Here is a 24,939-nt window from a genome sequence, read left to right on the forward strand (position 1 = left end):
CCGGGAAGCAGCCGCACATGCGTGTCTTCTTCCGGTGTCCCGCACGCCCCGTCGCCCACGGGATGTGCCACGTTTACGGGACGGCTGAGCGGCCAGGCGTACCGTCAGCACCTGATGTCGATGCCGAGGGAGCGTGAGCGGACATGACCGCCAACGAGAAGGCCAAGGCGAAGTTCGAGCAGACCACCGGTGCCGCCGCCCAGGCCGCCGGACGCGCCGTGGGCAACGAGCGTCTCACCGCCAAGGGCCGCGCCCAGCAGATGAAGGGCGACGCACGCCAGGCCAAGGAGAAGACGAAGGACATCGGCAAGCACTGAGCACCGCAGCGCCGCAGCGCCGGAGCGCCGGAGCGCCGGAGCGCCGGACACAGCGACACACAGGCCGGTGGGGCGCCCCCTCTTTGAGGGGGCGCCCCACCGGCCTGTGTCGTAGTCCTAGTGCGGCATCCGGCAGGCCGACGGCCACCACCCCGGCATGTACGGCCTGTGGGTCACCGCCCGCGGTGGCCCTTTGCCCGGACGCAAACGAACGGATACGGGTGGGAGGTGGCCCGCCGCGGTAGGCATGGCGCGTGCAGACCTTCCTCCCGTACGCAGACTTCACGCGCTCCGCCACGGTCCTCGACCGGGCCCGTCTGGGCAAGCAGCGGGTCGAGGCCCTTCAGGTGCTGCGCGGCCTGACGGTGCCGGGCTACGGGTGGCGGCACCACCCCGCGGTACGCATGTGGACCGGCTACGAGGAGGCCCTGGTCCGCTACGGGCTCGACGTGTGCGCGGTGTGGGTGGCGGAGGGACGCACCGACACCTGCGCCGCCACCTTGGTCACCGACTTCACCCGGCACCGCCCCGGCACCGCGGTCCGCGCCCAGGAGCAACTCGCCGCCGACGGCGAACTGCCTCCCTGGCTGGGCGACCCCGCCTTCCACCGCAGCCACCAGTCAGCACTGGTACGCAAGGCACCGGAGGTCTACGCCCCCCTCTTCCCGAACGTCCCCGACGACTTGCCCTACGTCTGGCCGACCTCGGACCGTGCCCCTTCATAGCCCACGGCCCACGCCTTCGCCACGCCACCCCTCCCCCAGGAGCCACGTCACCGCTGCGTCGAACGATGTACCGGCATCTCATTCGACGCTACGACCCGCAGGTGCGCCCGGGCGCCGAGGATGGTGAGTGATCACGTGACGTACGCCGTCGAGCGAGGAGAGACGCATGACCGGGCTCGCATCCCGTGCCGCCGTGCCCACACGCCCCGGCGCCCTCGGGCGCGCGCTGGGCGGCGCGCTCCTCATGGGCGCGGCGTTGGGCGCGGGGACCGAGCTCGGGCCGGTGGTCGCCGATGCGCTCGGGCTGACCGGGTTCGCGGCCCGGATGGTCCCCGCCCTGCTGGTCAGTGCGGTGGCAGTGCCACTGGTCGGGTACGCGTTGCGCCGACGGGGCGGCTCGCTGAAGGACATCGGTTTCGCTGGCGCGGGGGCGAACGCACGGGCTCTGCTCGTCGGGGCGGGGGTGACCCTGGCGGCCGCGGTACTCGTCCTCGGCGCGGGGACGGCCGCCGGGATGCTGCGCTGGACGCGCCCCGACCTGTTCGCACTCACTGGGTACGTCGTGACGAACGGGGTGGTCGCGTTGCTCCTGGAGGCGCTGCCCGAGGAGACGACGCTGCGGGGTTACGCGTGGACGTCCCTGCGCGACAGGTTCGGCGGCCTCGGCGCCGCACTCGGCACGACCGCCCTGTTCCTGATCACACCCGGCGTCTCGACGGTGGTGGGCGCGGGGGTGGCACACCTCTTCGGCCGTGCAGCCGGGCCTGTGGGGGTGGCCCCCGGCGGGCAGGATCCGGTCGGCTACCTGATTCTGCTCACGGTGTTCGGCGTGATGCTCCTCGCGGCCCGCACAGCGACCCGGCGCGCGCCGCTGTGCGCCGCGATCGGCGCCCACCTGACCTTCCTGACCGTCAACCGGGTCGTGTTCGAGGGCGACCGACGCGACGCGGGCTGGTACGCCGAGCTGTCGTCACCCGGGGTGGAGCTTCTCGTACCGGTGTACGTGCTGGTCGCGGCGGCCGGGTTCGCGGTGTGGCGGCGGGTGGAGCGGCGGCGCGGAGACGGCCCGGACGGGTCCGGGCCGTGAGGACCCGAGGCTGTCGTACTACGTCCCGGCCTCGATGGCTTCTTCCTCGTGGAACCACACCGCTACGCGACCATTGGTGAGCACGACGTAGTAGTTGCCTCCCCCGTCGGCTCCGAGGGACCACACGTCGTCGTCGGACAGCTCCGTCTCGTAGTCGGAGTCGAGGATCCGGCAGTCGTTGGCCGCGAAGTCGAAGGCGTACGACCAGTCGTGGATGTCGAGGACCTGGGGCAGGGCACCCGCTCGGGCCCTGCGGTCGAAGCCGGCCAGCGCGGTCGCCGCGTCGCGCGGGAGCCTCGCGAGGAACGGGTCGACCGGGCGGGTCGACGCCGGGAGTTCGGCTCGTGGCGCGTCGGCGAACCAGCGCGCCAGATCGGCGTCGAGATCCCGCTCCACGTATCCGGTCAAGCGATCAACGGTGAGAGGCATGCGCAGAGATTAGCCCGCACGAGGCGCCGAGATCAGTCCCCGGGGGATTGAGATCGGTTCCCGGCGTGCTGAGAGGAGCCCCGGGTGGAGCCGCCGAGTCGTCGGGGCATCAGGGGACCGGCTGTGGGTAGTCGGACAACGAATCGGACAACGCCCACCGCCATGTCGGGGGCCCTGGGGAGGAACATCATGGCCGGACTCATCGCACGCCTCAAGGCTTACAGTCGTACGCCGCAGGGCCGGCGGACCATCGGCTCCGCGCGCCGGGCCGCCTCCGACCCGCGCAAGCGCGCTCAGGCCCGCTCGCTCCTCGGTCGACTGCGCGGGCGCCGCTGACACCTCGGAGCCGCAGCGCCGTCACCGGTACGCCCGTGTGGCACATGGGCGTACCGGTGACTCAAAATCCACGAGAGGGGTACCGGAAACACGTCCTGACGCACGGACGGAGGCCGGGCCCCCGGATGCCTGGCTCTCCGCCCGGAGGAGAGACCACGATGGCGACGCATGAAGACGACGCTGGGCAGTCCGTACCGGCCACGCCGCCGGGGACAGCCACCGACGGAGACGGCGTCGCACGCCGTCGACCGCTGCGCGAGCGGCACGTCGAGGAGACGGTCGAGGTCGCGGTGCCGGTACGGACGGCGTACAACCAGTGGACGCAGTTCAAGTCCTTCCCCCGCTTTTCGTCCGTGGTGCTCGACGTCGAACAGGTCAGGCCCACCGTGACCGCCTGGACCATCGGCTACGGGCCCCTGCGGCGCCGTTTCGCGGTCGAGATCCTGGAGCAGGACCCCGACGCCTACCTGGCCTGGCGCGATCTGCGGCAGCATCCCTCCCACCAGGGAGAGGTCGAGTTCACGCCGACGCGGTCCGGGGGCACGGCGATCACCGTCCGGATGTACCTGGAACCGCGGGGAGCCGCGCGGGTCCTCACCCGCTCCTGCCGGGCGACCCGGCTGACCGCCCGCCTCGTGCGCGGCGAACTGCTGAACTTCAAGCGGTTCATCGAGGGCCTCGGTCAGGAGGGCGGGGCCTGGCGCAGCACCATCCGCAACGGCCGCGTGCAGCACGACCACCCGGAACCGCCCCGCAGCCGTGTGGCCCAGTGGCCCGTCGGCTGAGCGACGTCGCGTACCCGCAAGGAGGAAGGCGAACCGATGCAGAACCCGTCCGGCGAGGAGCCGGAGACCGCCCTGTCCGTGACACCGCCGAAGAAGTGGGCTGCCGGGGTCCCCGCGGTCGTGCACGCGCTGGAGTACTCCCTGGAGCAGACCTCCCCGAAGAAGACCGGGGTGGACCTGCTGACCATGAACCAGGTGGGCGGAATCGACTGCCCCGGCTGTGCGTGGGCGGACCCGGCCCCGGGCCGGCGCCACCGCAATGAGTACTGCGAGAACGGCGCCAAGCACATCAACGACGAGGCGACCACACGCCGCGTCACCGCCGGCTTCTTCCGCGAGCACAGCGTCTCCGACCTCGCGGGCCGCTCCGACATGTGGCTCAACCAGCAGGGGCGGCTCACCGAGCCGATGATCAAACGGCCCGGCTCGGACCACTACGAGCCGATCAACTGGAACGACGCCCTGGGCGTCCTCGCACGGGAACTGAAGGCACTGGCTTCTCCCGACGAGGCCGTCTTCTACACCTCCGGCCGCGCCAGCAACGAGGCCGCCTTCGTCCTCCAGCTCTTCGCCCGCGCCTTCGGCACCAACAACCTGCCCGACTGCAGCAACATGTGCCACGAGTCCAGCGGCTTCGCGCTGAGCGAGACCCTGGGCACCGGCAAGGGCACCGTCAGCCTCGACGACCTCCACCACGCCGACCTGATCTTCCTGGTCGGGCAGAACCCCGGCACCAACCACCCGCGTCAGCTCTCCGCCCTGGAGGAGGCCAAGCGCAACGGCGGCCGGATCGTGGCGGTCAACCCGCTGCCTGAGGCCGGGCTGCGGCGCTTCAAGAACCCGCAGAAACCGAGCGGGATCATCGGACGCGGCACCCAGATCGCCGACCGCTTCCTGCACATCAAGCCCGGCGGTGACCTCGCCCTGTTCCAAGCCCTCAACCGCCTGCTGCTCGAGGCCGAGGACGTCCGGCCCGGGACCGTCCTCGACCACGCCTTCATCGACACCCACACGTCCGGCTTCGAGGAGTTCGCCGCGCACGCCCGTACCCTCGACTGGGACGACGTGTACGCCGCGACCGGACTGACCCGCGAGGAAATCGAGAAGGTACGCGACGAGGTCCTGCGCAGCGAACGCGTCATCGTCTGCTGGGCGATGGGCATCACCCAGCACAAGCACGGCGTGCCCACCATCCGCGAGATCGTCAACTTCCTGATGCTGCGCGGCAACCTGGGGCGCGCCGGTACCGGCGTCTGTCCGGTGCGCGGCCACAGCAACGTCCAGGGCGACCGCACCATGGGCATCTGGGAGCAGATGCCGGACACCTTCCTTGACGCCCTGCGGGAGGAGTTCGCCTTCGACCCGCCGCGCCCGCACGGCCTGGACTCGGTGAACGCGATCAAGGCGATGCGCGAGGGCCGGATCAAGGTCTTCCTCGCCCTGGCCGGCAACTTCGTACGGGCCGCTCCCGACAGCGAGGTCACCGAGGAGGCGATGCGCTCGTGCCGGCTGACCGCTCACATCTCCACCAAGCTCAATCGCTCGCACACCGTCTGCGGCGACACCGCGCTGATTCTGCCCACCCTGGGTCGCACCGAGCGTGACGTCCAGGCCGACGGCGAGCAGTTCGTCACCGTCGAGAACTCCATGAGCGAGGTACACACCTCCCAGGGCCGCCTGGAACCGGCTTCCCCGCTGCTGCTCAGCGAAGTCGCCATCCTGTGCCGCCTTGCGCGCCACACCCTGGACGGCAAGGCGGACATCCCCTGGGAGACGTTCGAGGGCGACTACGGCACCATCCGTGACCGCATCTCCCGCGTCGTGGCGGGCTTCCACGACTACAACGCACGAGTGACCCGCCCCGGAGGCTTTCAACTGCCCAACCCGGTCAACGAGGGCGTGTTCCCCAACAAGGTCGGCAAGGCCCTGTTCACCTGCAACGAAAGCGTCGTCCCCCGGGCGCCGAAGGGGCACCTGCTGCTACAGACACTGCGCTCGCACGACCAGTGGAACACCATCCCTTACACCAACAACGACCGTTACCGCGGCATCCACGGCAGCCGCCAGGTCGTGCTCGTCAACCCGGCCGACCTGACCGAACTCGGCCTGACCCAGGGCGAACACGTCGACCTGGTCAGCGTCTGGGCGGACGGCACCGAACGCCGTGCCGAGGACTTCGTGATCGTGCCCTACCCCGCCGCCAAGGGTTCGGCCGCCGCCTACTACCCGGAGACGAACGTTCTGGTGCCGCTGGACAGTGTCGCCGACATCAGCAACCAGCCCACGTCGAAGGGCATCGTCGTCCGCCTCGAACCGCTCCGCGGGGCGCGGTGAGGACTGGCCCTGCGGCACCGGCGTAGCCTCCCGTCCCGAGCGAACGGGACGTTCGGCCTGTCCGGGCGGGGCACAGGCCAAGGTCCGGTCAGGGGCGCTGGTCGCGGAACGATGTGAGGAGACCGCCCGCCCGGCGGCCCTCCACGGTGACCGACACCCGCCCCGGGTCGAGCTCGTCGAGACCGATGACCTTCGTCGTATTCCGGACGCGGACGGTGACGGATTCGATGCCCCGCACCCGGGACAGGTCGAGAGGCGCCCGGCGCGGCCTGCGGTGGAGATTCAGGTGCAGCCGGGTGAGGCCGGGGAAGAGGGCGGCGAAGTCGGGCAACCTCGCCGTTTCCGCCACCCCCTTGAGCCGCAGGGACGTGATCGAGGGCAGTGCGACCTCCGGGAGAGCGACACGGTCGGCGAAGCTGAGGCTCAGCGTGGTCAGCAGCGGAACGGCTTGGAGCGCGGAGAGGTCCAGGCCCACTGGCACGCAGTCGAGCACGAGTTGCTGGATGCCGCTGTCGGCGAGTGGTTTCAGGGACAGCGTGGACGTCGGATTGCGTACGTGCAGGCGGCGCAGCCCGGTCAGACCGCCGAGGGCGGGAAGCTCCGATGTGCGGTGGTCGGCCGTGCCCAGCGCGAGCGACACCACGGAGTCCCGGTCGAGGACGGCGGAGAGCTCGTGGATCAGCGACGGCTGGGGGAGCGAAAGGTTCGGCGCCTCGGGGAGCTGGCGCAGACACGTCACCTGCTCCGCGTTCGTCACCGGGATCTCGATGTCGTCGCAGCGGCATCCCCCCCGGCCACCCGTGAGGAGGCCGACAACCTGGCGCAGGCGGGCGCGGTGGTCCTCGACGTGCTGTCGGGACCGGCCGGCATGACGGAGGAGCAGGCTGTCGCGAGCGTGCGCACGATCGGGCTGATCGGGGGCCCGGCCGCCCTGCAGCGGATGCAGGCGTACAAGGACGCGCCCCAGCGCGGTGTCCGGCAGGAGGTCGTCAACGCGTGGCCGCGGTTCGACACGGTCGAGTTCACCGAGTCCATCCTGGCCAGGGCTCTGGACGCGATGACATGCTCGGTACGCATGCAAGCGCGTCCATCTCATATCCAGTGGCCCCATCCGTGTTTCCAGTGGGACCAATCCGCTGAGGGAACGGCTCCGAATGACTCATGACAGCGCTCGATCTGACGACTGGCCGTCGCCAGGCGGCCCAGAAGGGGTTGTTCCCTCATGGCAGTCACCCGTACTCGGCGCCTGACCACGCTTGTGGCCGTGCCGGCGGCAGTGGTACTCGCCGCTTCCTCTCCGTCCCTGGCCGGCGACTCCCACACCGCCCACGCCACGGATCAGGGGCAGAGCTACCAGATCAACCTCGAGCAGATGAACGACACCGGAGCGCAGGGCACCGCCTTTGTGACGGTGGACGGCACCCGGTTGAGCGTGAAGATAGAAGCCTCCGGGCTGGTCCCCGGACAACCGCACGCGCAGCATATCCACGGCTCCACAGACGGGCACGACTTCCACTGCCCGGACGACAGTGCCGACAAGAACGGCGACGGTATCGTCACCACCGCCGAGGGGCTTCCCGCCTACGGTGACATCAACATCTCGCTGACCACCAGGGGCGACACGTCGAAGAAGAGCGGCCTGGCCGTGGAGCGGATGCCCAAGGCCGACAGTGCGGGCAAGCTCTCCTATTCCCGCACCATCACGGTGTCGCAGAAGGTCGCCGACCACATCAAGGACCTGCACGTCGTCCAGCACGGCATCGACGCGAACAACAACGGCACCTACGACTTCGGCAAGGGCAAGAGCGAGCTCGACCCGAAACTCCCCCAGGAGGCCACCGCGCCTGCCGCTTGCGGCATGGTGAAGGGCGCAGCCGTCGGGTCCATGCCGGTGGGCGGTGTCGAGACCGGTTCCGGCACCACCAAGGGTATGGAAGCCCCGGGCATGGTGGCTGCGGGGGGCGCCGCGCTGCTGGGCGCCGGGGCTCTCTTCGCGCTGCGACGCCGTGCGCAGGGTGATGCACGCCGAACCCGCTGAACCTCGACACCCCAGGAGGACGTGAGAAACGGCAGGAGGCCCAGGTGAGCAGCGAAGATGAAGCCCCTCAGAAGCCGCGGCCAGCACAAGGCCCGCTGCAGGGCGGTGGTCGACGCGCCGCCATCGGGTCTGCTCAGCGGGCACGGCGGGCGGTGTTGGCCGGCGCCGCGTGCGTCCTGCTCGCCGCTGGCGGTCTGCTGTTGACCACCGCAGCAGACCGCCGGGCCGCCGCGCCGCCCGCTCTGGCGGACAGCCCTGAAGCCTCATCTGCGAAGGCTCCGAACCCGGACCCCTCCAAGAGGCGGACCACCTCCACCACCAGCCCTCCCAGCGTCAGTCCGCTGGCGCACTCCGCCCCGGTGGAGGTGTCGATTCCGGCGATTCACGTGCGTTCTCGGCTGGAGCGGCTCGGCCTGGATCGCGACAAGGCGATGCAGACACCGCAAGATCCCGCCCGGGCAGGCTGGTACCACCCGGGCCCCGCGCCGGGCGAGAAGGGACCCGCTGTGATCGCCGGCCACGTCACGTGGAACGGCGAGCGCGCCGTCTTCTTCGACGTCGCCAGGCTCACCGCCGGCGACCGGATCGATGTGGTTCGAAAGGACGGCGCCACGGCGCGCTTCGCGGTCGAGCGCATCGCCCAATATCCCAAGGCCGAATTCCCCACCATCGAGGTGTACCGCAACCTCGACCACGCCGGACTACGGCTCATCACCTGCGCCGGGGACTACTCGGCAGCCGACGGGCGGTACGCGGACAACATCGTCGTCTTCGCGCGCCTCGTCTCCCGCCAGTCCTGACACCTGCGACGCCGTGGCGGGCCCGGTCCTTGGCGTCGTACGCAGCGTGCCGACTCCGTCGAGCAACTGGTCATGTTCGCTGCGGCGTTCGCTGGTGAGCCCCCAGCCAACACCGAGTGCGCACCGACAGAGGAACTGCCCGACCGCCGCCTACTGGATGGCACCGCGCAAGGCAGGACTTACGGTGAGGCCCGCACTGCGCAGAACCCTCACCCAGTCGCCGTAGGTGAGCTGATAACTGGTCGCGCCGTCGCCTTCGGCGACGGTGTCCAAGTCAGGTGTGGGAGGGGATCCGAGTCCAGGCCGACCGGCGGCGGGCGGAAGCCCTCAAGGCCGCACTGCCCCCACTGCTGGCCAAGGACCACTGCCAAGCGGTCGCGCGGCCGGCTCCTGGTGGACGCCGACGAGAAGACGTTGGTCGCCCTGGCGGCCGACGGCACCGTGACCGACGACATATGGCTGCCGGCCCAACCCAGACCTCCGCAGGGAGGGCGCCGTGTCCCGATCTCACTGTCCGACAGGACCTGATCCCGAGGGGATGCGCTCTGTGCGTCTCCCCTCGGGCCGGGCCGTCAGGCGTCGACGCCGTACTTCTTCCGTAGATAGGTCACATACGGACCGGCGTCCAGGGGTCCCCCGGCGGCGCGCCGTAGTGTTTCCGGGGCACTGAACTTGCGGCCGTACTGGTGGACTTCGCGGGCGAGCCACTCCACCAGGTCGCCGAACTCTCCCCGCTCGAACCGCTCGTCCAGGCCGCCGAGTTCCGTTTCCGCGCGCTCCCAGATCTGGAGGGCCACTACGTCGCCCAGGGTGATGGTGGGGAAGTAACCGAAGCCCAGGTCGAACCAGTGCGGGTCTTGCAGCACCCCTTCGGTGATGTCGCGAGGTTCCACGCCGAGCGTGGCGCGCATGGCTGCGGCGAAGGCGTCCGGCAGGTCTCGTGGCGCCACCGTCCCGGCCAGCAGTTCCCGTTCGAGCCGGTAGCGCAGGATGATGTGCAGCCCGTAAGTCACCTCGTCCGCCGCGGTGCGCACGGCGGTGGGCCTGACGGTGTTCATCGCGCGGTAGAACCGCTCCAGGGGCACCTCCCGCAACTGCTCGGGGAACTCCTCCTTCAGGCGCGGGTAGGCGTACCTCCAGGTGGACATGCGCCGTCCGACGACGTTCTCCCACAGGCGGCTCTGTGACTCGTCGAGTGCCGACGAGGGCGGTTCCCGCAGCGGGGAGCGGCTGAGCGAGTCCGCCACCTGCCGCCGGTAGAGGCCGTGCCCGAACTCGTGCAGGACGCCGAAGATGCCGCGCAGTCCGCCACTGTCGAAGCGGCCCGTCACGCGTACGTCCCTCGCGGCCAGGGAGAGCTGCGAGGGGTGGACCGACCGGTCGAGCCGCCATGAGCCCTCGTCGAAGCCCCAGTGGCCGAGCAGCCACAGCGTGAACCGGCGCTGCCGGTCCGGGTCGAACTGCCCCGTCAGCACGTCCGTGCCGTCTTCAGCGGCGTCGCGCAGGTTTGCGAGTACCTCCCCCAGGGCCGGTTGCACCTGGGCGAACACCGCGTCGACCTCTGCGGCGGTCATGTCGGGCTCGTAGTCGTCCAGGAGGGCGTCGTAGGGGTCGGTGAGCGTGCCGAACGCCTCCGCGTAGGCACGCCGCAGATCCACGACCCGCTCGAACTCGCCGAGAAGGATCCCGAAGTCCCGCTCGGCTCTGGCCCTCTGCCACAGTCCGAAGCTGCGCGCCTGGCATGCCGCGATCTCCAGGCGGATTCCCTCGGGGACGCGCCGCGCCTTGTCGCTGTCGCGGCGCAGCGCCCTGATCAAGGCCGCCTCGTCGGATTCCGGGTCGAGCCGTGCCACCAGGGGGGCGGCGCGCTCCAGGAGCCGGGCGAGTTCGTCGGAGGCCCAGCGATCCTGCACCGCGCGCTCGACGGCGGCGTGCTGGTGCATCCGTTCGTCGCCGCCACCAGCCGGCATGTGGGTCTCCTCGTCCCACACCAGCAGGTAGCCCGCCTTCTCCAGGTCGGCGGTCTGGGCGGCGAACGTCCACAGTTCCTCGATCACCCGGTCCATCGGTACGTCCCTCCCGTAGCGGGGCGGTGCCGGGCGCGGGTCATGCCCCGGCCGCCTTGAGCAGCGTCAGGAAGCCCTCGCGACAGGCTTCGAGGGTGCGGTCGATGTCGTCCTCGGTGTGCGCGGCCGATATGAACCAGTGGTGGTCGGGCTCGAAGAAGACCCCTCTGCACACCACCGCGCGGAAGAAGGCCTCGCGGCCCACCGCCCGCCGGTCGAGGTCTGGGTCGGTGAACTCGAGGAAGGGCATGGGCGCATAGCCCACGGCGCGTACCGGAACGTCGAGTTCCGCGATCAGGGCGCGGAATCCCTCAAGAAGCCGCTCGCCCATGCGCCACACATGCCGCAGGGCGTCCGTGTCCCGCACCACCGTCGTGGTCGCCAGCGCCGCTGCCATCTCGGCGCTGTTGGTGAAGAACGTGGACTCCATGTGAGTGCGCGACAGGCCCCGCATGACGTCCTCGCGCCCGGCGATGGCCGACAGGGCGTGCCCGTTCGACATGCCTTTGCCCACGGTCACCAGGTCGGCGTCCACGCCGAAGTACTCCTGGGCGCCGCCGAGCGCCATGCGGAAACCCGAGCGCAGCTCGTCCAGGACGAACAGCGCCCCGTGGGCGTGGGCTGTCCGCCGCACCTCGTGCAGGAACCCGGGCTCGGGGGCGTCGGTCTCGAAGGGCATCATGATGACGCAGGCGATGTCGTCGCCGTACTGCTCGAACGCCGCGCGCACGGCGGGCAGGTCGTTGTACTCGAAGGTCAGCGTCTCGCGCCGCACCGCGGGCAGCAGCCCCTCCGGGCGGGGTGTCGACCACTCGTGCCAGCCGTGGTAGCCCCACTGGAGCACCTTCTTGCGCCCGGTGTGCAGGCGGGCGAGCCGGACGGCCGCCGCCGTCGCGTCCGAGCCCGTGCGCATCAGATAGACCAGGTCGGCGTTCGGGAGTACGGAGGTCAGGAGCTGCGACAGCTCCACCTGGACCGGGCGCCACAGCGGGGAGGTGCAGGTTCCGCTCGCCAGCTCCCGGGTGACCGCGTCCAGGACCCTGGAATCGGCGTGGCCGAGCAGGACCGTGCCGTATCCCAGGATGTAGTCGATGTACTCGTTGCCGTCGGGGTCCCACAGGCGGCTTCCGGAGGCCTTCGCGGCGAAGCGGGGGTAGGTGCCGCAGGTGAACGTGTCGAAGTCGAGGCCCTGGGTGAAGGTCGCCATCCAGGCATCGTGCCGCTCGCCTCGGGAGAGCAGTTCGTCGGTCGCCTCCAGGCGCAGGGGCGGTGTTCCAGCCATGACGGGGTACTCCTTGGGTAGTCAGTCGGCCGTGCGGGGGCTGTCGGAGTCGTCCCCGGAGGGGGCCGCGACGGGGTTGTCGGCGGGGTCGGTCTCCGTCGGCATGACGATGTGCCGGAGTTCGACGTAGGCGACGAACGCCAGGCCGCAGACGGCGGCCCCGGCGACCAGCAGTGGCACGCGCAGCCCGAAGACCTGGGCCACCGCGCCGCCCACCAACGAACCGATCGCGGTGCCGCCCCAGGCGATGACGCGGTAGGCGCTGATCACCCTGCCGAACAGGTGCTGGGGGATGTACGCCTGGCGGTAGGTGACGGTGATCACGTTCCACACGCCGCTGGCCAGGCCCGCCAGGGAGAATCCCGCCAGGGCGACCGCAAGGTGGTGCACGGAGCCGATGGCCAGGTAGCCGAGGCCGAACACGGCGAGGGACGCGACGAGGGCGTAGCCGCCCGGGATCACCCGGGTCACCCGGGGGGCGACCAGGGACCCGAAGATGGAACCGACCGCGCTCGCCGTCATCAGCAGGCCGAACCCGGCTGTGCCGAGGCCGAGTTGTTCGAGGGAGAAGAGGACGAGGACCGCGTAGACGCCGCCGTCCACCACCATCCACGCTCCGAGGATGAGGGCCATCGTCCGGATGGGGCGTTCGTTCCAGAGCCAGCGAAGGCCGGTCCGTACGGCCTCCATCATGCGTTCGTCCTCCTTCTCCTGCGCCGCGTGGTGAGCGACGAGGCCCGGTGGCAGCCGGATGGCGGCGACCAGGACGGCAGCCAGGAGGAAGCTGGCCGAGTCGAGGAAGAACGGCAGGGTCGCGGCGGCGGCGAACAGCAGACTGCCCAGCGGGGGGCCGACGAACTCGCTGCCGGTCAACTGGAGCGACTGGAAGCGGCTGTTCGCGACCGTCAGCTTGTGCTGGGGCACCACCGCCGGGAGCAGGGCCTGGGAGGCGGGGTCGAAAAGGGTTTCGCCGACACCGAGGAGAAAGGCGATCACGGCGACCAGCAGGAGCCACTTCCAGGACTCGGGTGAGGCGATCGCGAGGAGGGCGAGCACCAGGACGAGCGCGGCGCGCGCCCCGTCGACGTACACCATCGTCCGGCGCCGGTCCCAGCGGTCGACCAGCACACCGCTGAAGAGGGCTACCGTGAGCCACGGCAGCCAGCCCGCGAAATTGACGATGCTGATCAGGAACGCGTTGTGGGTGAACTCGGCAGCGAGCAGCGGAACGGCGGTTGCTCGCACGCCGTCCCCGAGGGTGGATATCGCCGCGGCCGTCAGGAGCGCGTAAAAGGGCCGGCCGAGCCCCTTCTCCGCCGCCACGCGCGTCACGCGCCCGCGCCGGCGACCGCTGCCGGCCTCCAGACGTGGCGAGTGGCGGCAGCGGCGGGAAAGCCAGCGAATGGACCGGTGAACAGGGCAGCGGCTGGGGTAGCTGATTCCACTGCCCCGTTGCCTGCTTCATGGGGGAAAGAGACCACGGGCGAAACTCCTCGGACGTAGCGACTTCGTCGATTCGAGGGCGCGACTGCTCGGCGGGAGAACCCAGGTGGCGGCAGCACTCGGAAAACCCTCCGCGCCCCTCGCCCACCGCTTTTGTCGAGCCGGTGTCAGGGGGTTGACGCCGCCGTTGCGAGGCCCCTGATGGTCTGGTGTTCGAAGGCATCGGTGAGACTCAGGCTGATGCCGTGGTCGTCGGCCGCGGCGATCATCTGCATGCAGAGCAGCGAATCACCTCCCAGGTCGAAGAAGTTGTCGGTGCAGCCGACGGTCTCGACCCCCAGGACGCGCTGCCAGATGCCGACCAGGGCCGTTTCGAGGTCGGACGCCGGTGCGACGCGCTCGGTCGTGGGCCGGTCGGTCGTGGGCTTGGGCAGGGCCCGCAGATCCGTCTTGCCCTGCACGGTCCTCGGGATCCGCTCCAGTGGGACGAAAACCGCGGGGACCATGTAGTTGGGCAGGGCGGTGAGCAGGGTGTCGCGGATCTCGGAGACGGTGGGCGCCTGCCCGTCCCAGCCCAGGAGGTACGCGACCAGGCGGCGCTGCCCCCGGTCGTCGTCATGGACCATGACCACCGCGTCCTGGGCCACGCCGGTCTCGCGCAGTGCCTTCTCGACCTCGGTCGGCTCGATGCGGTAACCGCGGATCTTGATCTGGTCGTCGAGGCGGCCGAGGAACTCCAGCCGCCCGTCGGGCAGCCAGCGGGCGCGGTCCCCGGTGCGGTAGGCCCGGTCCCCCGCTCGCGGCGAGAACAGGTCGGGTATGAACCGCTCGGCGGTCCAACCGGGGTGGCCCGCGTAACCCCGGGCGACGGCCACGCCGCCGATCAGGAGCTCTCCGGGGATGCCGACCGGCAGCGCGCGCAGCGCGTCGTCGACCACGTACACCCGCACGTTCGGCAGCGGCCGTCCGATCGGGGGCCGTCGCCCGGAGACGAGGTCGTCGGCGGTGAGGTCGGTGGCGGTGGCGACGCCGGTGGTCTCCGTGGGCCCGTAACCGTTGCGCAGGCGCACCCGGCCCCGGGTCACCCGGTGCCAGGCGGCCGCCAGCACCGCGCTGACCGCCTCGCCGCCCACGGGAACGAGCCGCACCCGCTCCGGCAGCGGGGCCTCGGCGGTGTCGAGGAACCGCACGATCTCGCTCCAGAAGGCGGTGGGCAGCCCCATGACGGTGACATCGGCCTCGTCGACCTGCCGCAGGAAGGTGCGGGGCTCGGCCGGTTCGACCCCGAGTACGAGTGTGGCGCCCCGGGTCAGGGTCACGAAGATTTCCTCCGCGTGGGTGTCGAACGCGAAGGACGCCAACTGCAGGACGCGGTCGGCGGGCGTGATTCCGAAGTCGTCGGCGGTGGCCTCGACGAAGTTCACCAGGGAGCGGTGCTCGATGCCGACTCCGCGCGGGGTGCCCGTGGATCCGGAGGTGTACAGGACGTGGCACAGACCTCGTTCGTGGCGGGGCACGCCGATGTCGTCCGCGTCGTGACTGGTCCAGGCCTCGTCGTCCAGGCTCACCCACACCGTGCCCTGTGGCAGGGTCAGCGGTGCCTCGCCCGGCGCCCGCCCCACCACGGCGCTGACGGCGGCGTCCGCAGCGAGCCAGGTCAGGCGCCGGCCGGGCAGCGAGGGGTCGAGCGGTACGTAGGCGGCACCGGCCTTGAGGACGCCGAGGAGGGCAAGGACGAGTTCGGGAGAGCGGTGCAGGCAGACGCCGACGGGGTCCTCTGCGCCGACCCCTCGGGCCCGCAGCTCGCGGGCCAGTTGGTTGGCCCAGCGGTTCAGCTCGGCGTAGGTGACGTGCCGGGTTCCGCTCTCCAGGGCGACGGCGTCGGGAGTGCGGGCGGCCTGGGCCTCGAAGAGGTCCACCATGGTGCGGCCCTCGGGTCGCGTGCGGGTCGTGCCGCTGAAGTCGGCGAGGGCCTGGTCCACTGTGGCGTCGCGCAGGGCGATGTCCGAGACGCGGCCGTCCGGGCCGAGCGTGCACATCTGCGCGAGGATGTCGCAGTAGTGGGTGGCCATCCGCTCGATGGTGGCGCGGTCGAACAGTTCCGTACTGAAGTCCCAGATGAGCCGGATGCTGTCCGGTTCGTCGGTGGGCGGTCCGAGGATGCGGCGCCGGGTGGAGGGGATGACGACGATGTCGAGGTCGACCTTTGCGGCCCCCGCGTTCAGCCCCTCGTGGACGTCGATGGTCAAGGCGTCGTCATCGACCCGCGCCATGGGCAGGTCGTGGAAGCTGAACAGCACCGGCGTCACGGGGTTGACGGACAGGCTGCGGCTGATCCGCAGGTCGCGCACCACGTTGCTGAAGGGGATGTCCTGGTTGTCGAGGGCGTCGCACAGCACGGTGTGCGTGCGCTCCAGGAGGCTCCCGACCGTCGGGTCGTCCGCCAGGGGTATGCGCAGCATGACGGTGCTGACCAGCATGCCGATCATGCGCTGCGCGCTGGGGGCGGAGCGGTTGGCGACACCGCTGCCGATGACGAGGTCGGCCTCGTCGCTGTAGCGCCGCAGCAGCACGGTCAGGGCGGCGAGCATGTAGCCGAACAGGGTGACCTGCCGGTCCTTCGCCGACTCGCGTACGCGGTGGGCCAGTTCGGGGTCCATGACGAAGTCGTGTGTGCTGCCGTGGAAGCGCTGGACGGCGGGCCGGGGCCGGTCGAGGGGCAGGGCGAGGCTGCCGGGCAGGTCGCTGAGCTGCTTGCGCCAGTACTCGAGGCCCTCTGGCAGCCGCTCCGCCAGCTCCTGACGGTCCTCTTCGGCGTACTCCCAGTACTGGGCGCTCGGCGGCGGCAGCGGGTCGGGCTTACCGTGGCTGTAGGCATGGTAAAGGCGGACGAATTCGTCGGCGAAGATGACGAACGAGCCGCCGTCGTGGATGAGGTGGTGCTCGCTCTGGAGCAGGCGGTGCTCGTCCTCGGCCACCTCGAACAGGGTCCAGCGGATGAGCGGGAGCCGGGCGGGGTCGAACGGCCTGGTGACGACCTCGCGCACGGCCTGGTCGTAGGCGTCCTGCCGCTCCCGTTCGCTCAGGCCGGCCACGGAGCGGACCTCGATCGCCGCGGGCACGGGGGCGTGCACGCGCTGGTAGGGGCGGCCCTGGTCGGTGGCGAAGGTGGTGCGCAGCGCGGAGTGCCGGCGGATCACTTCGTCAAGGGCCCGCTGGAGCGCGTCACGGTCGAGCCGCCCGCGCAGGTCCAGCCAGGCCTGGAACATATAGGCGGGTTGTCCTTCGAGTTGGGAGAGGAACCACATCCCTTCCTGTACGCCGGTGAGGGGAGCCACGTGCTCCACCGGGGCGTCCTGGTGGGGATCTACGGCCATGGCGCAGCACCTCTTTCACAGTCCGGTCACACGAGGCAGCGGGGACCGACGCCGGTGCCCCTGGCAGCGGCGTGCGTGTACTCGGTGGGTGTTGTGAGGAGTTGTCGGGCGTAACGTGGGACCTTGGCGGGAGGGTGGGCGGCCGTCGGCTCAGCGTCCGGGACCTCGACGCGTGCCGGTTCGGCGGGCGCGGTCGTGGTCAGCGGCGCCGGGCCTTGGCCCGGGCTTCGCGGCGGTGTTCCTCCCAGCGGCGGTTCTCCTCGTGCTGGAGGCGGACGTCCTGCCGGGCGCGCACCATCAGGAGTTCGCGCTGGAGTTTACGCCAGCTCCGCAGGCGCTCGGGGGTGAGCGTGCCGTCGTCCACGGCGCCGAGGACCGCGCACCGGGGCTCTGAGGTGTGGGTGCAGTCCCGGAAGCGGCAGTCCTCGGCCAGCTCCGCGATGTCGGCGAACGCGTCGTCGAGGCCTTCGTCGTCCCACAGTTGCAGTTCGCGCAGGCCCGGGGTGTCGATGAGGAGGCCGCCGCCGGGCAGGAGCAGCAGCTCGCGGTGGGTGGTGGTGTGCCTGCCCTCGTCGCCGCCGGCGCGGGTGGGTGCGGCGGCCATCACCTCGCGCCCGGCGAAGCGGTTGACCAGGGTGGACTTCCCCACGCCGGAGGAGCCGAGGAGCACGGCCGTGGTGCCGGGCCCGATCCGCGCCCGCAAATCCTCGCAGCCGAAGCCGGTGTGCGAGCTGATGACGTGCAAGGGAACGCCTACGGCGACCTCGGCGACTTCGGCGAGCATCTCGCTGACGTCGTCGAAGCGGTCCGCCTTGGTCAGCACGATCTCGGGCACGGCGCCGCTGGACCACACGGCGACCAGATAGCGTTCGAGCCGCCTGGGTTCCAGGTCGGGGCCGAGCGACGTGACGACGAACGCGATGTCCACGTTGCTCGCCAGGGTCTGGGCGGTGGTCGCGCGGCCCGCCGCGTTGCGCACGATCGCGGAGGTGCGAGGCAGCACCTGCCGGACCAGTTCCTCGGACATGCCGACCCAGTCACCGACGGCGACGTCCACGCCGTCGTTGAGCAGCCGCCGCGGCAGGCGCGTGCGGATCGTGCCGTCCTCCGTCGCCACGTCGAAGGCGCCTGAGTGCACGGCGACCACACGGCCGGGCGTGAGGTCCTCCATGAGTTCGCCGTCGCGCGACGGCTGCCAGCCGTAATCGATCAGCGTTCCTGATAACACAGCTCTTACCTTCGCTCATGCGGGTGGATGAAGGCCCGCGTGATGACCATGACTCGGGGGCTGAGTTTACTTGGCATTTTATGTGGCTCCTTGGGACAAGGACAAGGGCGCGGTCAGTTCGTCAATTTTTTGCCACCCGTTTCGTGCCCCCAGGGCGCGGGCGTACCGCTTCTTTTCCATGAACACGGCACGAACGGCACGGCACTGACAGCTCCGGAATAAATGGCTGACACTCTGCCTGCTTATTCTTAACGAACTCGGCGATGATGGATGTCGACGTCTCGGGGCGGTGACGGCCTCTCGGAGAGCGCGGAAAAGCGGGGCATGGGAAAACGGCCGGGGTCGAGGGCGGAGAGCGTGGGCAGGAATTTCCGCGGGACCGAAGACACCGATGAGACCCCCAGCAGAAAGCGAAGGACATGACGACGGACATCCCGGTTTCCGACGACCCCCATGCCGAAGCGAACGAGCGCCGCGACCCAGCACGTTCCGAGGCCGCGGCCGCGCGGACCCCGCCCGCGATGCTGCGTTCGCTGGCGTATCTGGTCTCCCCGCCGGACGCCACCGGCACCGTGGTGGTGCCCCACGCCTTCGGCGGTGTGTCGCTGTTCGCGCGCTCCCTGATCGGCCGGCTGCCGCAGTCGGCCGCGCTGCTCACCCTTCAGGCACACGGCCTGTCCGGCGGCGAGCCCGACACGTCGCTTCCGGCCATGGCCGGACGCTATGTCGGGGAGCTCGACGCGGCCGAGCCGCCGCGGCCGACGGTCGCCCTCGGCTTCTGCATGGGGTACGGCATCGCGCTGGCCATGGCGTCCCGGGCGCCGGAGCGCTTCGCCGCGCTCGTCCTGATCGATCCGGGCCCGGACGAGCCGAGCGGCGACGACAACGTCGCCATCTTCGCCTTCGACCAGATCCCCGAGCAGCACCGACCGCCGTGGCCGATGTTCCGGGCGGCGGACCGGGCGACGCGCCTGGCCTGGCTCGCCGATGTCTTCCGCCGCAAGGGTGTGGGCGAGGACGCCGCGGCCCGGGTCGTGCACGGCATGTACCGGGTGTGGGAGGCGAACGCCGGGTGCGCGCCGATGCGGAACGCCGACGTGGTGCCCGAGAACACCCGGGTCGTGATGGTGACCGAGGACGAGGCGGGGCTGCGCGACCGGTTGCGGTGGACGCGCCCGGTGCGGGTGGAGCCCATGCCGCCCCGGCGCGGTCCGCGCTTCACCGACCTGGACCTCGACACGGTGTCCCGGGTCGTCGGTGACCTGGTGACGTGAGCCGACGCCCGGGTCGTCGGTGTCCTGGTGACGTGAGCGGGCGGCGACCGCCCTGACCGGTGTCACGCCTCGGCCCGCTCTCCCCCCAGCAGGGTCTCGGCGAAGGAGAACCGGTAGCCGCCGAGCACCTCCCGGGGGGCGAACGCCGCCAGGTCACCGACCGGGGAGTCGGGGAAGGCGAGTTCGGCCTGCCCCGCCCACACATCGGCGTACGTCTGGTCCGTGCTGCCGCCGGTCACCAGCTCCGTCTCTCCCGGCTTGTCGGGGGTCCAGGCCGGGAAGCGGCGGGTGTGCACCATCGGGTGGCTCATCAGGGCGGGCGGGTCGGCGGGGCGGTCGAGGACGACGCGGGCCTCGGCCAGCCTGCGGTGCCCGGCCGCCAAGGTGCCCGCGAAGGCGGTGCCCGCGGCGAGCGGCGCCCCGGCCCTGCCGATGCCGAAGCTGCGGGTCATCGCGATGTCCCCGAGCTTCTTGGGATATCCCTGGACGAGGCCGCGTACAAGGGAGAAGTCGGCATCCACCCAGGCGAGGGGGCAGCGCACGGCGGGCCTGCCCCGCCAGGTGCAGGCGACGAACAGGGAGAACTCCCGGAACTGGGCGCGCACCGGGTCCTCCAGTTCCGCGCCGTCGTCGCAGCACGACTGCCAGTCGCCGAAGACTGCCGCCGCCGTGCCGTCGATTTCTCCCCGCCGGAGTGCGGGCGGCAGAAAGGCGCGCACCGCATCCGGGTCGGTGCGGAACGCGACGTAGAGCACATCGCCGGAGAAGTGCCACGGCGGTGGCGGCACCAGGGAGGAGCGGCCGTCGGGCGACAGGGGCAGCGTGTAACCCGACGGGCCGTCAGAGGCCGTGGTGACGGGCGCAGCCGGGGGTCCGGCCTCCGGATGATGCGCCGCTGTGGTCTGCTGCCCGTTCGGTGCGGTGGTCATCGGTTACGGTTCCTTCCGGATGCCTCGGTGATGGCCCGGGCGAGGGTCTGGCCGGCAGTGGCCAGCGTGGGGGCGGAGTGCATGGAGTAGGACACGCGGACGGCCTGACCGCCGTCGCCCAGGCGGGCCCGGAACGGCCCGCCGTGCAGCACATGGGCGCCGTACCGGGCCGAGAGCTTCTCGACGGTGTCGGCCAGGACACCGCCGCTGAGCCGCAGCCACACGAAGAAGCCGCCGCCGGGGCGCTCCCAGCGGGCTTCGGCCCCCGCTGCCGGGGTCAGCGCGCCCAGGAGTGCGTCCCGTCGCTCGCGGTACTCGACGCGCAGGTGCTGAAGGTGGGCGGGGAACTCGGGCGACGTCAGGAGCGAGGCCGCCGCCAGCGCGCCGATGTGCGCCATGCCGCCGCCACTGGCGAACAGCGGGGCCCGCTCAAGACGGGCCCTCAGCGCGGCACCGCCGACGAGACAGCCCACCCGCAGTCCCGGCGCGAGGACCTTCGACAGCGTCCGTACGCCGATGACAGGTCCCAGGGAGCCCAGGGCGGTCAGCGACGGCGGCGGCGGATCCCCGAAATGCAGCTCGCGGTAGGGGTCGTCCTCGACGATCGTCACGCCGAGGTCCGCGCACGCCTCGACGACGGCCCGGCGCTGGGCGGTGGTCCAGGTCCGCCCCGTCGGGTTGTGGAAGGTGGGCTGGAGGTAGGCGAAGGCGATCCGCTCACCGGCGCGGCGGGCGGCGCGCGCCGCCGCGGTGAACTCCGCAGCGGTGGGCACGCAGTCGTCCGTGCCGACGGGCAGCGGCCGCAGTTGGTGCCGGCGCAGGAGGTCGAGCGCCACGCTGTAGCTGGCACGCTGGACGAGGACTCGGGCGTCCGGGGTACCCAGCTCCTCGCACAGCAGAGCCAGCGCATGGCTGGCACCGGCGGTGACGAAGACGTCCCGTGCCGTCCAGTGGCCGTCCTCGGCGCCCGCCGTCCAGGCCGCGAGGGCCTCCCGCGCAGGGGTGGGCCCCGCGTTGGCCCCGTAGGCCAGCGCGGCCGGTCCGTACCGGTCGAGCGCGACGGCCTGGTGCCGGGCCACGAGGTCCGTGGGGAGCAGTGCCGGGGCGGGCTGGCCGACGCGGAGGTCGAGTCCGTCGTCCGACTCGACCTGCACGATGCCCGGCGCGCCGCCGATGGCGCACGCCGTCCGTCGATTCGGGGCGGCCATGGGTCAGTCCAGCACGTGCATCCGCTGCCGCTGCCGCTGTCCCGCCCACACGTCGGACATACGGTTCAGGGCCTCGGCGAGGACGTGCGGGTCGCGGGCCAGGGCGATCCGCACCTGGTCCGTGCCTCCGGAAGGGTCGGCCCAGTAGAACTGTCCCGCGGGCAGCACGTGCACGCCGCGTTCCTTGAGGGCCCGCCGGGCGGACAGGCTCCTGTCGGCGGACGGCAGGCGCAGTCGGCAGACGCTGACCCGTGAGTCGGGGTCGAGCAGGGTGACACCGTCGAGGTCGGTGACCGTCTCGGCGACCACGCGCCGGTTGGTGCCGATCAGGTCGTGCAACTGGGCCATGCCACCGGCCGCGTAGTCCTTGGACAGTTCCTCGACCAGGCGCAGCACCAGCGGCGAGACACTCAGCAGCACCTCGCTCATGATCTTCTTGATGGGCCGTTCCATGCGCGGGCTGACCGCGAGGAAGCCCAGTTTGAGTTCGAGCATCGGCCACAGCTTCCCGGTGTCCTCCAGGAGGATGTAGTCCGTGCCCGCAGCTTCCAGGACCCGGTACATGTCGTACTGCGTGCGCTGGTCGAACCCTCGGAAGGAGGTGTCGACACACAGCAGCACGTCCCGCTCGGTGCTCCAGCGTGCCAGGTCGGTCAGAGCCGCCTCGTCGAGCCGCCAGCCGGTCGGGTTGTTGGGGACCGTCAGATACAGACAGGTGACGTCGGCGGGCACGGCCCGCTCCCAGTCGCCTTCCGCGAGGACCTGCTCGGCGACGGGCACCAAGTCCACATGGCCGCGCAGGAGGTCGGCGATGCTGTCGAACGTGGGGTGGATCAGCGCGACCCGGCCGGACCTGCGCTGAAGCAGTCGGCCGACGGCCATGGTCGCCACCGATGACGAGTAGACGCTCAGGACCTGGCCCGTCGCGACAGGGGCCCGGTTCTGGCCCAGGGCCGAGAGGAACGCGGTCTGCGCCCTGCGTTCGAGTTCCTCGAAGGGTGCGTCGCGGACTTCCGCGAACCACTGCGGCAGGCGTGCGACGAGCGTGCTCTGGGCCGGCGTCGGCAGTTGCCGGGCGTGGCCGTCGGACAGGTTGATGGGGGCGTCGAGAGCTTGCTGTTCGATCTCCGTGAGATTCAGCACGGAACACCGATCCGGGAAACAGGCGACGGGCTGCACATAGAACGGTCCTCTCCACGGTGGGGTGCACGCCCTCAAGGGCTCAAGGCGCGTCGGATGTGCGGGCGGCGGCCACGGCCCGCCCGCGCAGCGGGGATTTCTCCTGCGCGCGCGACTTGAGGCACGGAAGACAGCGGCGCGTACAGCGAAGGCGAGCAGAGCGGAGGCGGGTATGGCGGCGGGGCGGAAGGCGGCCGGGACGGAGGCGATGTTTCTCTTCGGGGCGCACGCGCTCAGACGAGGTGGCGTTCGGAAATACTTCCGGTGCGGTTTTTCCGGGTGGCCCGGTGTTCGGCGATGTGGTGCGCGATATCGCGCAGGGCGGTGTTCGGGTCGAGCAGCATCGAGGTGCGCAGGCGAACTCCCAGTTCTTCTTTGACCCGGCCGATGATGCGCATGACGGCGAGTGAGTGGCCCCCGGATTCCAGGAGCGAGTTCTCGGGGCTCAGGGCGTCGACGCCCAAGACGTCGCCGCACAGCGTGAGCAGCCGCTCCGTCACGTCCGAGGCGTCGTCCCGCCGCTCCGTGACGTCCGAGGCGTCGTCCCGCCGCTCCCTCACGTCCGTGCCGCTGTCGTGTCGCTCCGTCGGCCGGCCCCGGAGCCGGCGGCGCAGAGCCTGGCGGTCGACCTTGCCGTTGGGGCTCAGCGGAAACGCGTCGAGGACGAGCGTGCGATGGGGGATCATGTACGAGGGCAGGGCTTCGGCGAGCCAGGCGCGCAGCGCGTCCTGGTCGACCTGGTCGGCCGTGCCCCCTGCCCGGGGCCGAACGCAGGCGACCAGCGCGCGCACGCCGTCCTGCTCGTCCTGGAGGACCACGGCGTCGCCGACGTCGGGCCGCTCCTCGATGGCCGCCTCGATCTCGCCGAGTTCGACACGGTATCCGCTGACCTTTACCTGGAGGTCGGCCCGGCCCACGAAGGCGAGGGTTCCGTCGGTGTGCCGTCTGACCAGGTCACCCGTGCGGTAGAGCCGCCGTCCCGGCGTCCGGGCGAAGGGATCCGCCACGAAGTGGGCCGCCGTCTCACCGGCCCTCTCGGCATAGCCACGTGCCACGAACGCACCCCCGATGTAGAGTTCCCCGCTGTCCGGCGCGGCCACCGGCCGCAACCGCTCGTCGAGGACGTGCAGTTCGTAGCCCCGCAGCGGTGTGCCGATGGGGACGGTGTCGTCCGTGGCGGCGCAGTCCCGCACCTGGTGCCAGGACGCGTACGTGGCGGTCTCGGCCGGTCCGTACATATGGACGAGGCGCCGTGGCGGCCTGGCGGCCAGCACGTCGGCGACGCGGCGCGGGTCGGCCGCCTCGCCGCCGAAGAGCACCGTGTCGACCTGTGCGAACAGGGCTGGATCCTGCTCGACCAGGCGGTGGAACAGCGCGGTGACCACCAGCATGGCCGTGACGCCGCGTAGTTGCAGCGCCGCGCGCAACCGCTCGGGGTCGAGCAGGTCACGCCGGTCCACCTCCACCAGCGTGGCACCGTTCAGGAGCGCTCCCCAGATTTCCCACGCGCAGGCGTCGAAGGAGTGGCTGGCGGCCTGGGCGACCCTGCTGGTGCGGTCGATGGCGGCGTAGGGCTGGTGGGTGGCCATGTTCACCACGGCGGCGTGCGTGGTGGCCACGCCGCGTGGGCCGCCGGTGGAGCCCGAGGTGAACACGACGTAGGCGAGTGCGTCCGGGTCCGCGTCGTGCACGGCCGTCACCGGGGTGGGGTCGTGCGTCATGGCCTCGTCGATGTCCAGGAGGCGGCACGTCATGTCGCCGTACCCGGCGGAGGTGGTGGGATCGACGAGCACCACGTGGGCCCCGGCGTCGCCGATCATCGCGGCTCGGCGGGCCGCGGGGTATCCGGCGTCCAGTGGAACGTAGCCGCCACCGGCCATCAGGACGCCCAGTGCGCCGATGACCATGTGCTCCGTACCGGTCACCGAGACGCCGACGGCGTCCTCGGGGCGCACGCCGGCCGCTGTCAGTGCCGCGGCCACCGCACGCGCTCGCTCGTCAAGCTCCTGGTAGGTGAGGAGGTGTCCCCGCGCGGTGATCAGCGCGGAGTCATGCGGAGTCTCCCGCACCCGGCGGAGAAAAGTAGGGGGAATCGACTGTCG

The 24,939-nt window shown here is 71.0% G+C and carries 21 protein-coding genes; 10 read left to right on the top strand and 11 right to left on the bottom strand.

What is annotated here, in order from left to right:
• The first annotated feature begins 143 nt into the window (after positions 1-143).
• The 3 genes from IG78_RS45190 to IG78_RS0102950 all read left to right on the top strand — a co-directional run bounded on the left by IG78_RS45190 (position 144) and on the right by IG78_RS0102950 (position 2,129).
• On the top strand, positions 144-317 hold the full coding sequence (locus tag IG78_RS45190) for a CsbD family protein (protein WP_078965088.1): 174 nt from the start codon (positions 144-146) through the stop codon (positions 315-317).
• A gap of 254 nt (positions 318-571) precedes the next feature.
• The gene (locus IG78_RS0102945; protein WP_030559496.1) at positions 572-1,042 is read left to right on the top strand and encodes an MSMEG_6728 family protein; all 471 of its coding nucleotides are present in this window, start codon (positions 572-574) and stop codon (positions 1,040-1,042) included.
• Between the two features lie 166 nt (positions 1,043-1,208).
• The gene (locus tag IG78_RS0102950) at positions 1,209-2,129 is read left to right on the top strand and encodes a CPBP family glutamic-type intramembrane protease (protein WP_031128775.1); all 921 of its coding nucleotides are present in this window, start codon (positions 1,209-1,211) and stop codon (positions 2,127-2,129) included.
• Positions 2,130-2,147: 18 nt separating this feature from the next.
• Here the strand turns inward: IG78_RS0102950 and IG78_RS0102955 are convergent, their stop codons facing one another.
• Positions 2,148-2,537, bottom strand: coding sequence for a hypothetical protein (locus IG78_RS0102955; protein WP_225882060.1), 390 nt, complete (start codon positions 2,535-2,537; stop codon positions 2,148-2,150).
• Between the two features lie 210 nt (positions 2,538-2,747).
• Between IG78_RS0102955 and IG78_RS50010 the strand changes: the two genes are divergently transcribed.
• The 3 genes from IG78_RS50010 (at position 2,748) to IG78_RS0102965 (ending at position 6,013) form a co-directional block, all read left to right on the top strand.
• Positions 2,748-2,894, top strand: a complete 147-nt coding sequence (locus IG78_RS50010; RefSeq protein WP_169749668.1) for a hypothetical protein — start codon at positions 2,748-2,750, stop codon at positions 2,892-2,894.
• 158 nt (positions 2,895-3,052) lie between these two features.
• Positions 3,053-3,679 (top strand): SRPBCC family protein, encoded by a 627-nt coding sequence (locus IG78_RS0102960; protein ID WP_030559500.1) that lies wholly within the window; start codon positions 3,053-3,055, stop codon positions 3,677-3,679.
• Between the two features lie 36 nt (positions 3,680-3,715).
• A complete protein-coding gene (locus IG78_RS0102965) occupies positions 3,716-6,013 on the top strand; it encodes an FdhF/YdeP family oxidoreductase (RefSeq protein ID WP_030559501.1) in 2,298 nt (765 codons plus the stop codon).
• Positions 6,014-6,101: 88 nt separating this feature from the next.
• On the opposite strand, the gene IG78_RS0102970 is transcribed toward IG78_RS0102965, so the two are convergent.
• Positions 6,102-6,770, bottom strand: a complete 669-nt coding sequence (locus tag IG78_RS0102970) for a hypothetical protein (protein ID WP_030559502.1) — start codon at positions 6,768-6,770, stop codon at positions 6,102-6,104.
• Positions 6,771-6,848: 78 nt separating this feature from the next.
• Between IG78_RS0102970 and IG78_RS0102975 the strand changes: the two genes are divergently transcribed.
• The 3 genes from IG78_RS0102975 to IG78_RS0102985 are packed head-to-tail and all read left to right on the top strand — an operon-like array spanning position 6,849 to position 8,851.
• Positions 6,849-7,178, top strand: a complete 330-nt coding sequence (locus IG78_RS0102975) for a hypothetical protein (RefSeq protein ID WP_030559504.1) — start codon at positions 6,849-6,851, stop codon at positions 7,176-7,178.
• A gap of 57 nt (positions 7,179-7,235) precedes the next feature.
• The gene (locus IG78_RS0102980) at positions 7,236-8,051 is read left to right on the top strand and encodes a GVDTG sorting domain-containing protein (protein ID WP_030559505.1); all 816 of its coding nucleotides are present in this window, start codon (positions 7,236-7,238) and stop codon (positions 8,049-8,051) included.
• Between the two features lie 44 nt (positions 8,052-8,095).
• A complete protein-coding gene (locus tag IG78_RS0102985) occupies positions 8,096-8,851 on the top strand; it encodes a class F sortase (RefSeq protein WP_225882059.1) in 756 nt (251 codons plus the stop codon).
• 572 nt (positions 8,852-9,423) lie between these two features.
• Here IG78_RS0102985 and IG78_RS0102995 read toward each other — a convergent pair.
• From IG78_RS0102995 to rsgA, 5 genes are all read right to left on the bottom strand, one after another.
• Positions 9,424-10,917, bottom strand: a complete 1,494-nt coding sequence (locus IG78_RS0102995; RefSeq protein WP_030559507.1) for a carboxypeptidase M32 — start codon at positions 10,915-10,917, stop codon at positions 9,424-9,426.
• Positions 10,918-10,957: 40 nt separating this feature from the next.
• Positions 10,958-12,199: an aspartate aminotransferase family protein gene (locus tag IG78_RS0103000; protein WP_030559508.1), complete on the bottom strand. Its 1,242-nt coding sequence runs from the start codon at positions 12,197-12,199 to the stop codon at positions 10,958-10,960.
• Between the two features lie 21 nt (positions 12,200-12,220).
• The gene (locus IG78_RS0103005; protein WP_051852321.1) at positions 12,221-13,531 is read right to left on the bottom strand and encodes an MFS transporter; all 1,311 of its coding nucleotides are present in this window, start codon (positions 13,529-13,531) and stop codon (positions 12,221-12,223) included.
• 278 nt (positions 13,532-13,809) lie between these two features.
• A complete protein-coding gene (locus IG78_RS0103010; protein ID WP_051852322.1) occupies positions 13,810-17,019 on the bottom strand; it encodes a non-ribosomal peptide synthetase in 3,210 nt (1,069 codons plus the stop codon).
• A gap of 199 nt (positions 17,020-17,218) precedes the next feature.
• Positions 17,219-18,247 carry a ribosome small subunit-dependent GTPase A gene (rsgA, locus tag IG78_RS0103015; protein WP_051852323.1) on the bottom strand — a complete coding sequence of 343 codons (1,029 nt, stop codon included), beginning with the start codon at positions 18,245-18,247 and terminating at the stop codon, positions 17,219-17,221.
• A 419-nt stretch (positions 18,248-18,666) separates the two neighbouring features.
• Between rsgA and IG78_RS0103020 the strand changes: the two genes are divergently transcribed.
• On the top strand, positions 18,667-19,521 hold the full coding sequence (locus IG78_RS0103020) for an alpha/beta fold hydrolase (protein WP_030559514.1): 855 nt from the start codon (positions 18,667-18,669) through the stop codon (positions 19,519-19,521).
• 62 nt (positions 19,522-19,583) lie between these two features.
• On the opposite strand, the gene IG78_RS0103025 is transcribed toward IG78_RS0103020, so the two are convergent.
• The 4 genes from IG78_RS0103025 to IG78_RS0103040 all read right to left on the bottom strand — a co-directional run bounded on the left by IG78_RS0103025 (position 19,584) and on the right by IG78_RS0103040 (position 24,906).
• A complete protein-coding gene (locus tag IG78_RS0103025; RefSeq protein ID WP_051852324.1) occupies positions 19,584-20,450 on the bottom strand; it encodes an acetoacetate decarboxylase family protein in 867 nt (288 codons plus the stop codon).
• A complete protein-coding gene (locus tag IG78_RS43825) occupies positions 20,447-21,658 on the bottom strand; it encodes an aminotransferase-like domain-containing protein (protein WP_051852325.1) in 1,212 nt (403 codons plus the stop codon). Before IG78_RS43825 ends, IG78_RS0103025 begins: the two co-directional genes overlap by 4 nt.
• A 3-nt stretch (positions 21,659-21,661) precedes the next feature.
• Positions 21,662-22,801: an aminotransferase class I/II-fold pyridoxal phosphate-dependent enzyme gene (locus tag IG78_RS0103035; protein WP_030559518.1), complete on the bottom strand. Its 1,140-nt coding sequence runs from the start codon at positions 22,799-22,801 to the stop codon at positions 21,662-21,664.
• 269 nt (positions 22,802-23,070) lie between these two features.
• Positions 23,071-24,906 carry a non-ribosomal peptide synthetase gene (locus IG78_RS0103040; protein WP_030559520.1) on the bottom strand — a complete coding sequence of 612 codons (1,836 nt, stop codon included), beginning with the start codon at positions 24,904-24,906 and terminating at the stop codon, positions 23,071-23,073.
• Positions 24,907-24,939: the final 33 nt, after the last annotated feature.

The sequence above is a fragment of the Streptomyces aureocirculatus genome, from assembly GCF_000720475.1.
Classification (GTDB): domain Bacteria; phylum Actinomycetota; class Actinomycetes; order Streptomycetales; family Streptomycetaceae; genus Streptomyces; species Streptomyces aureocirculatus.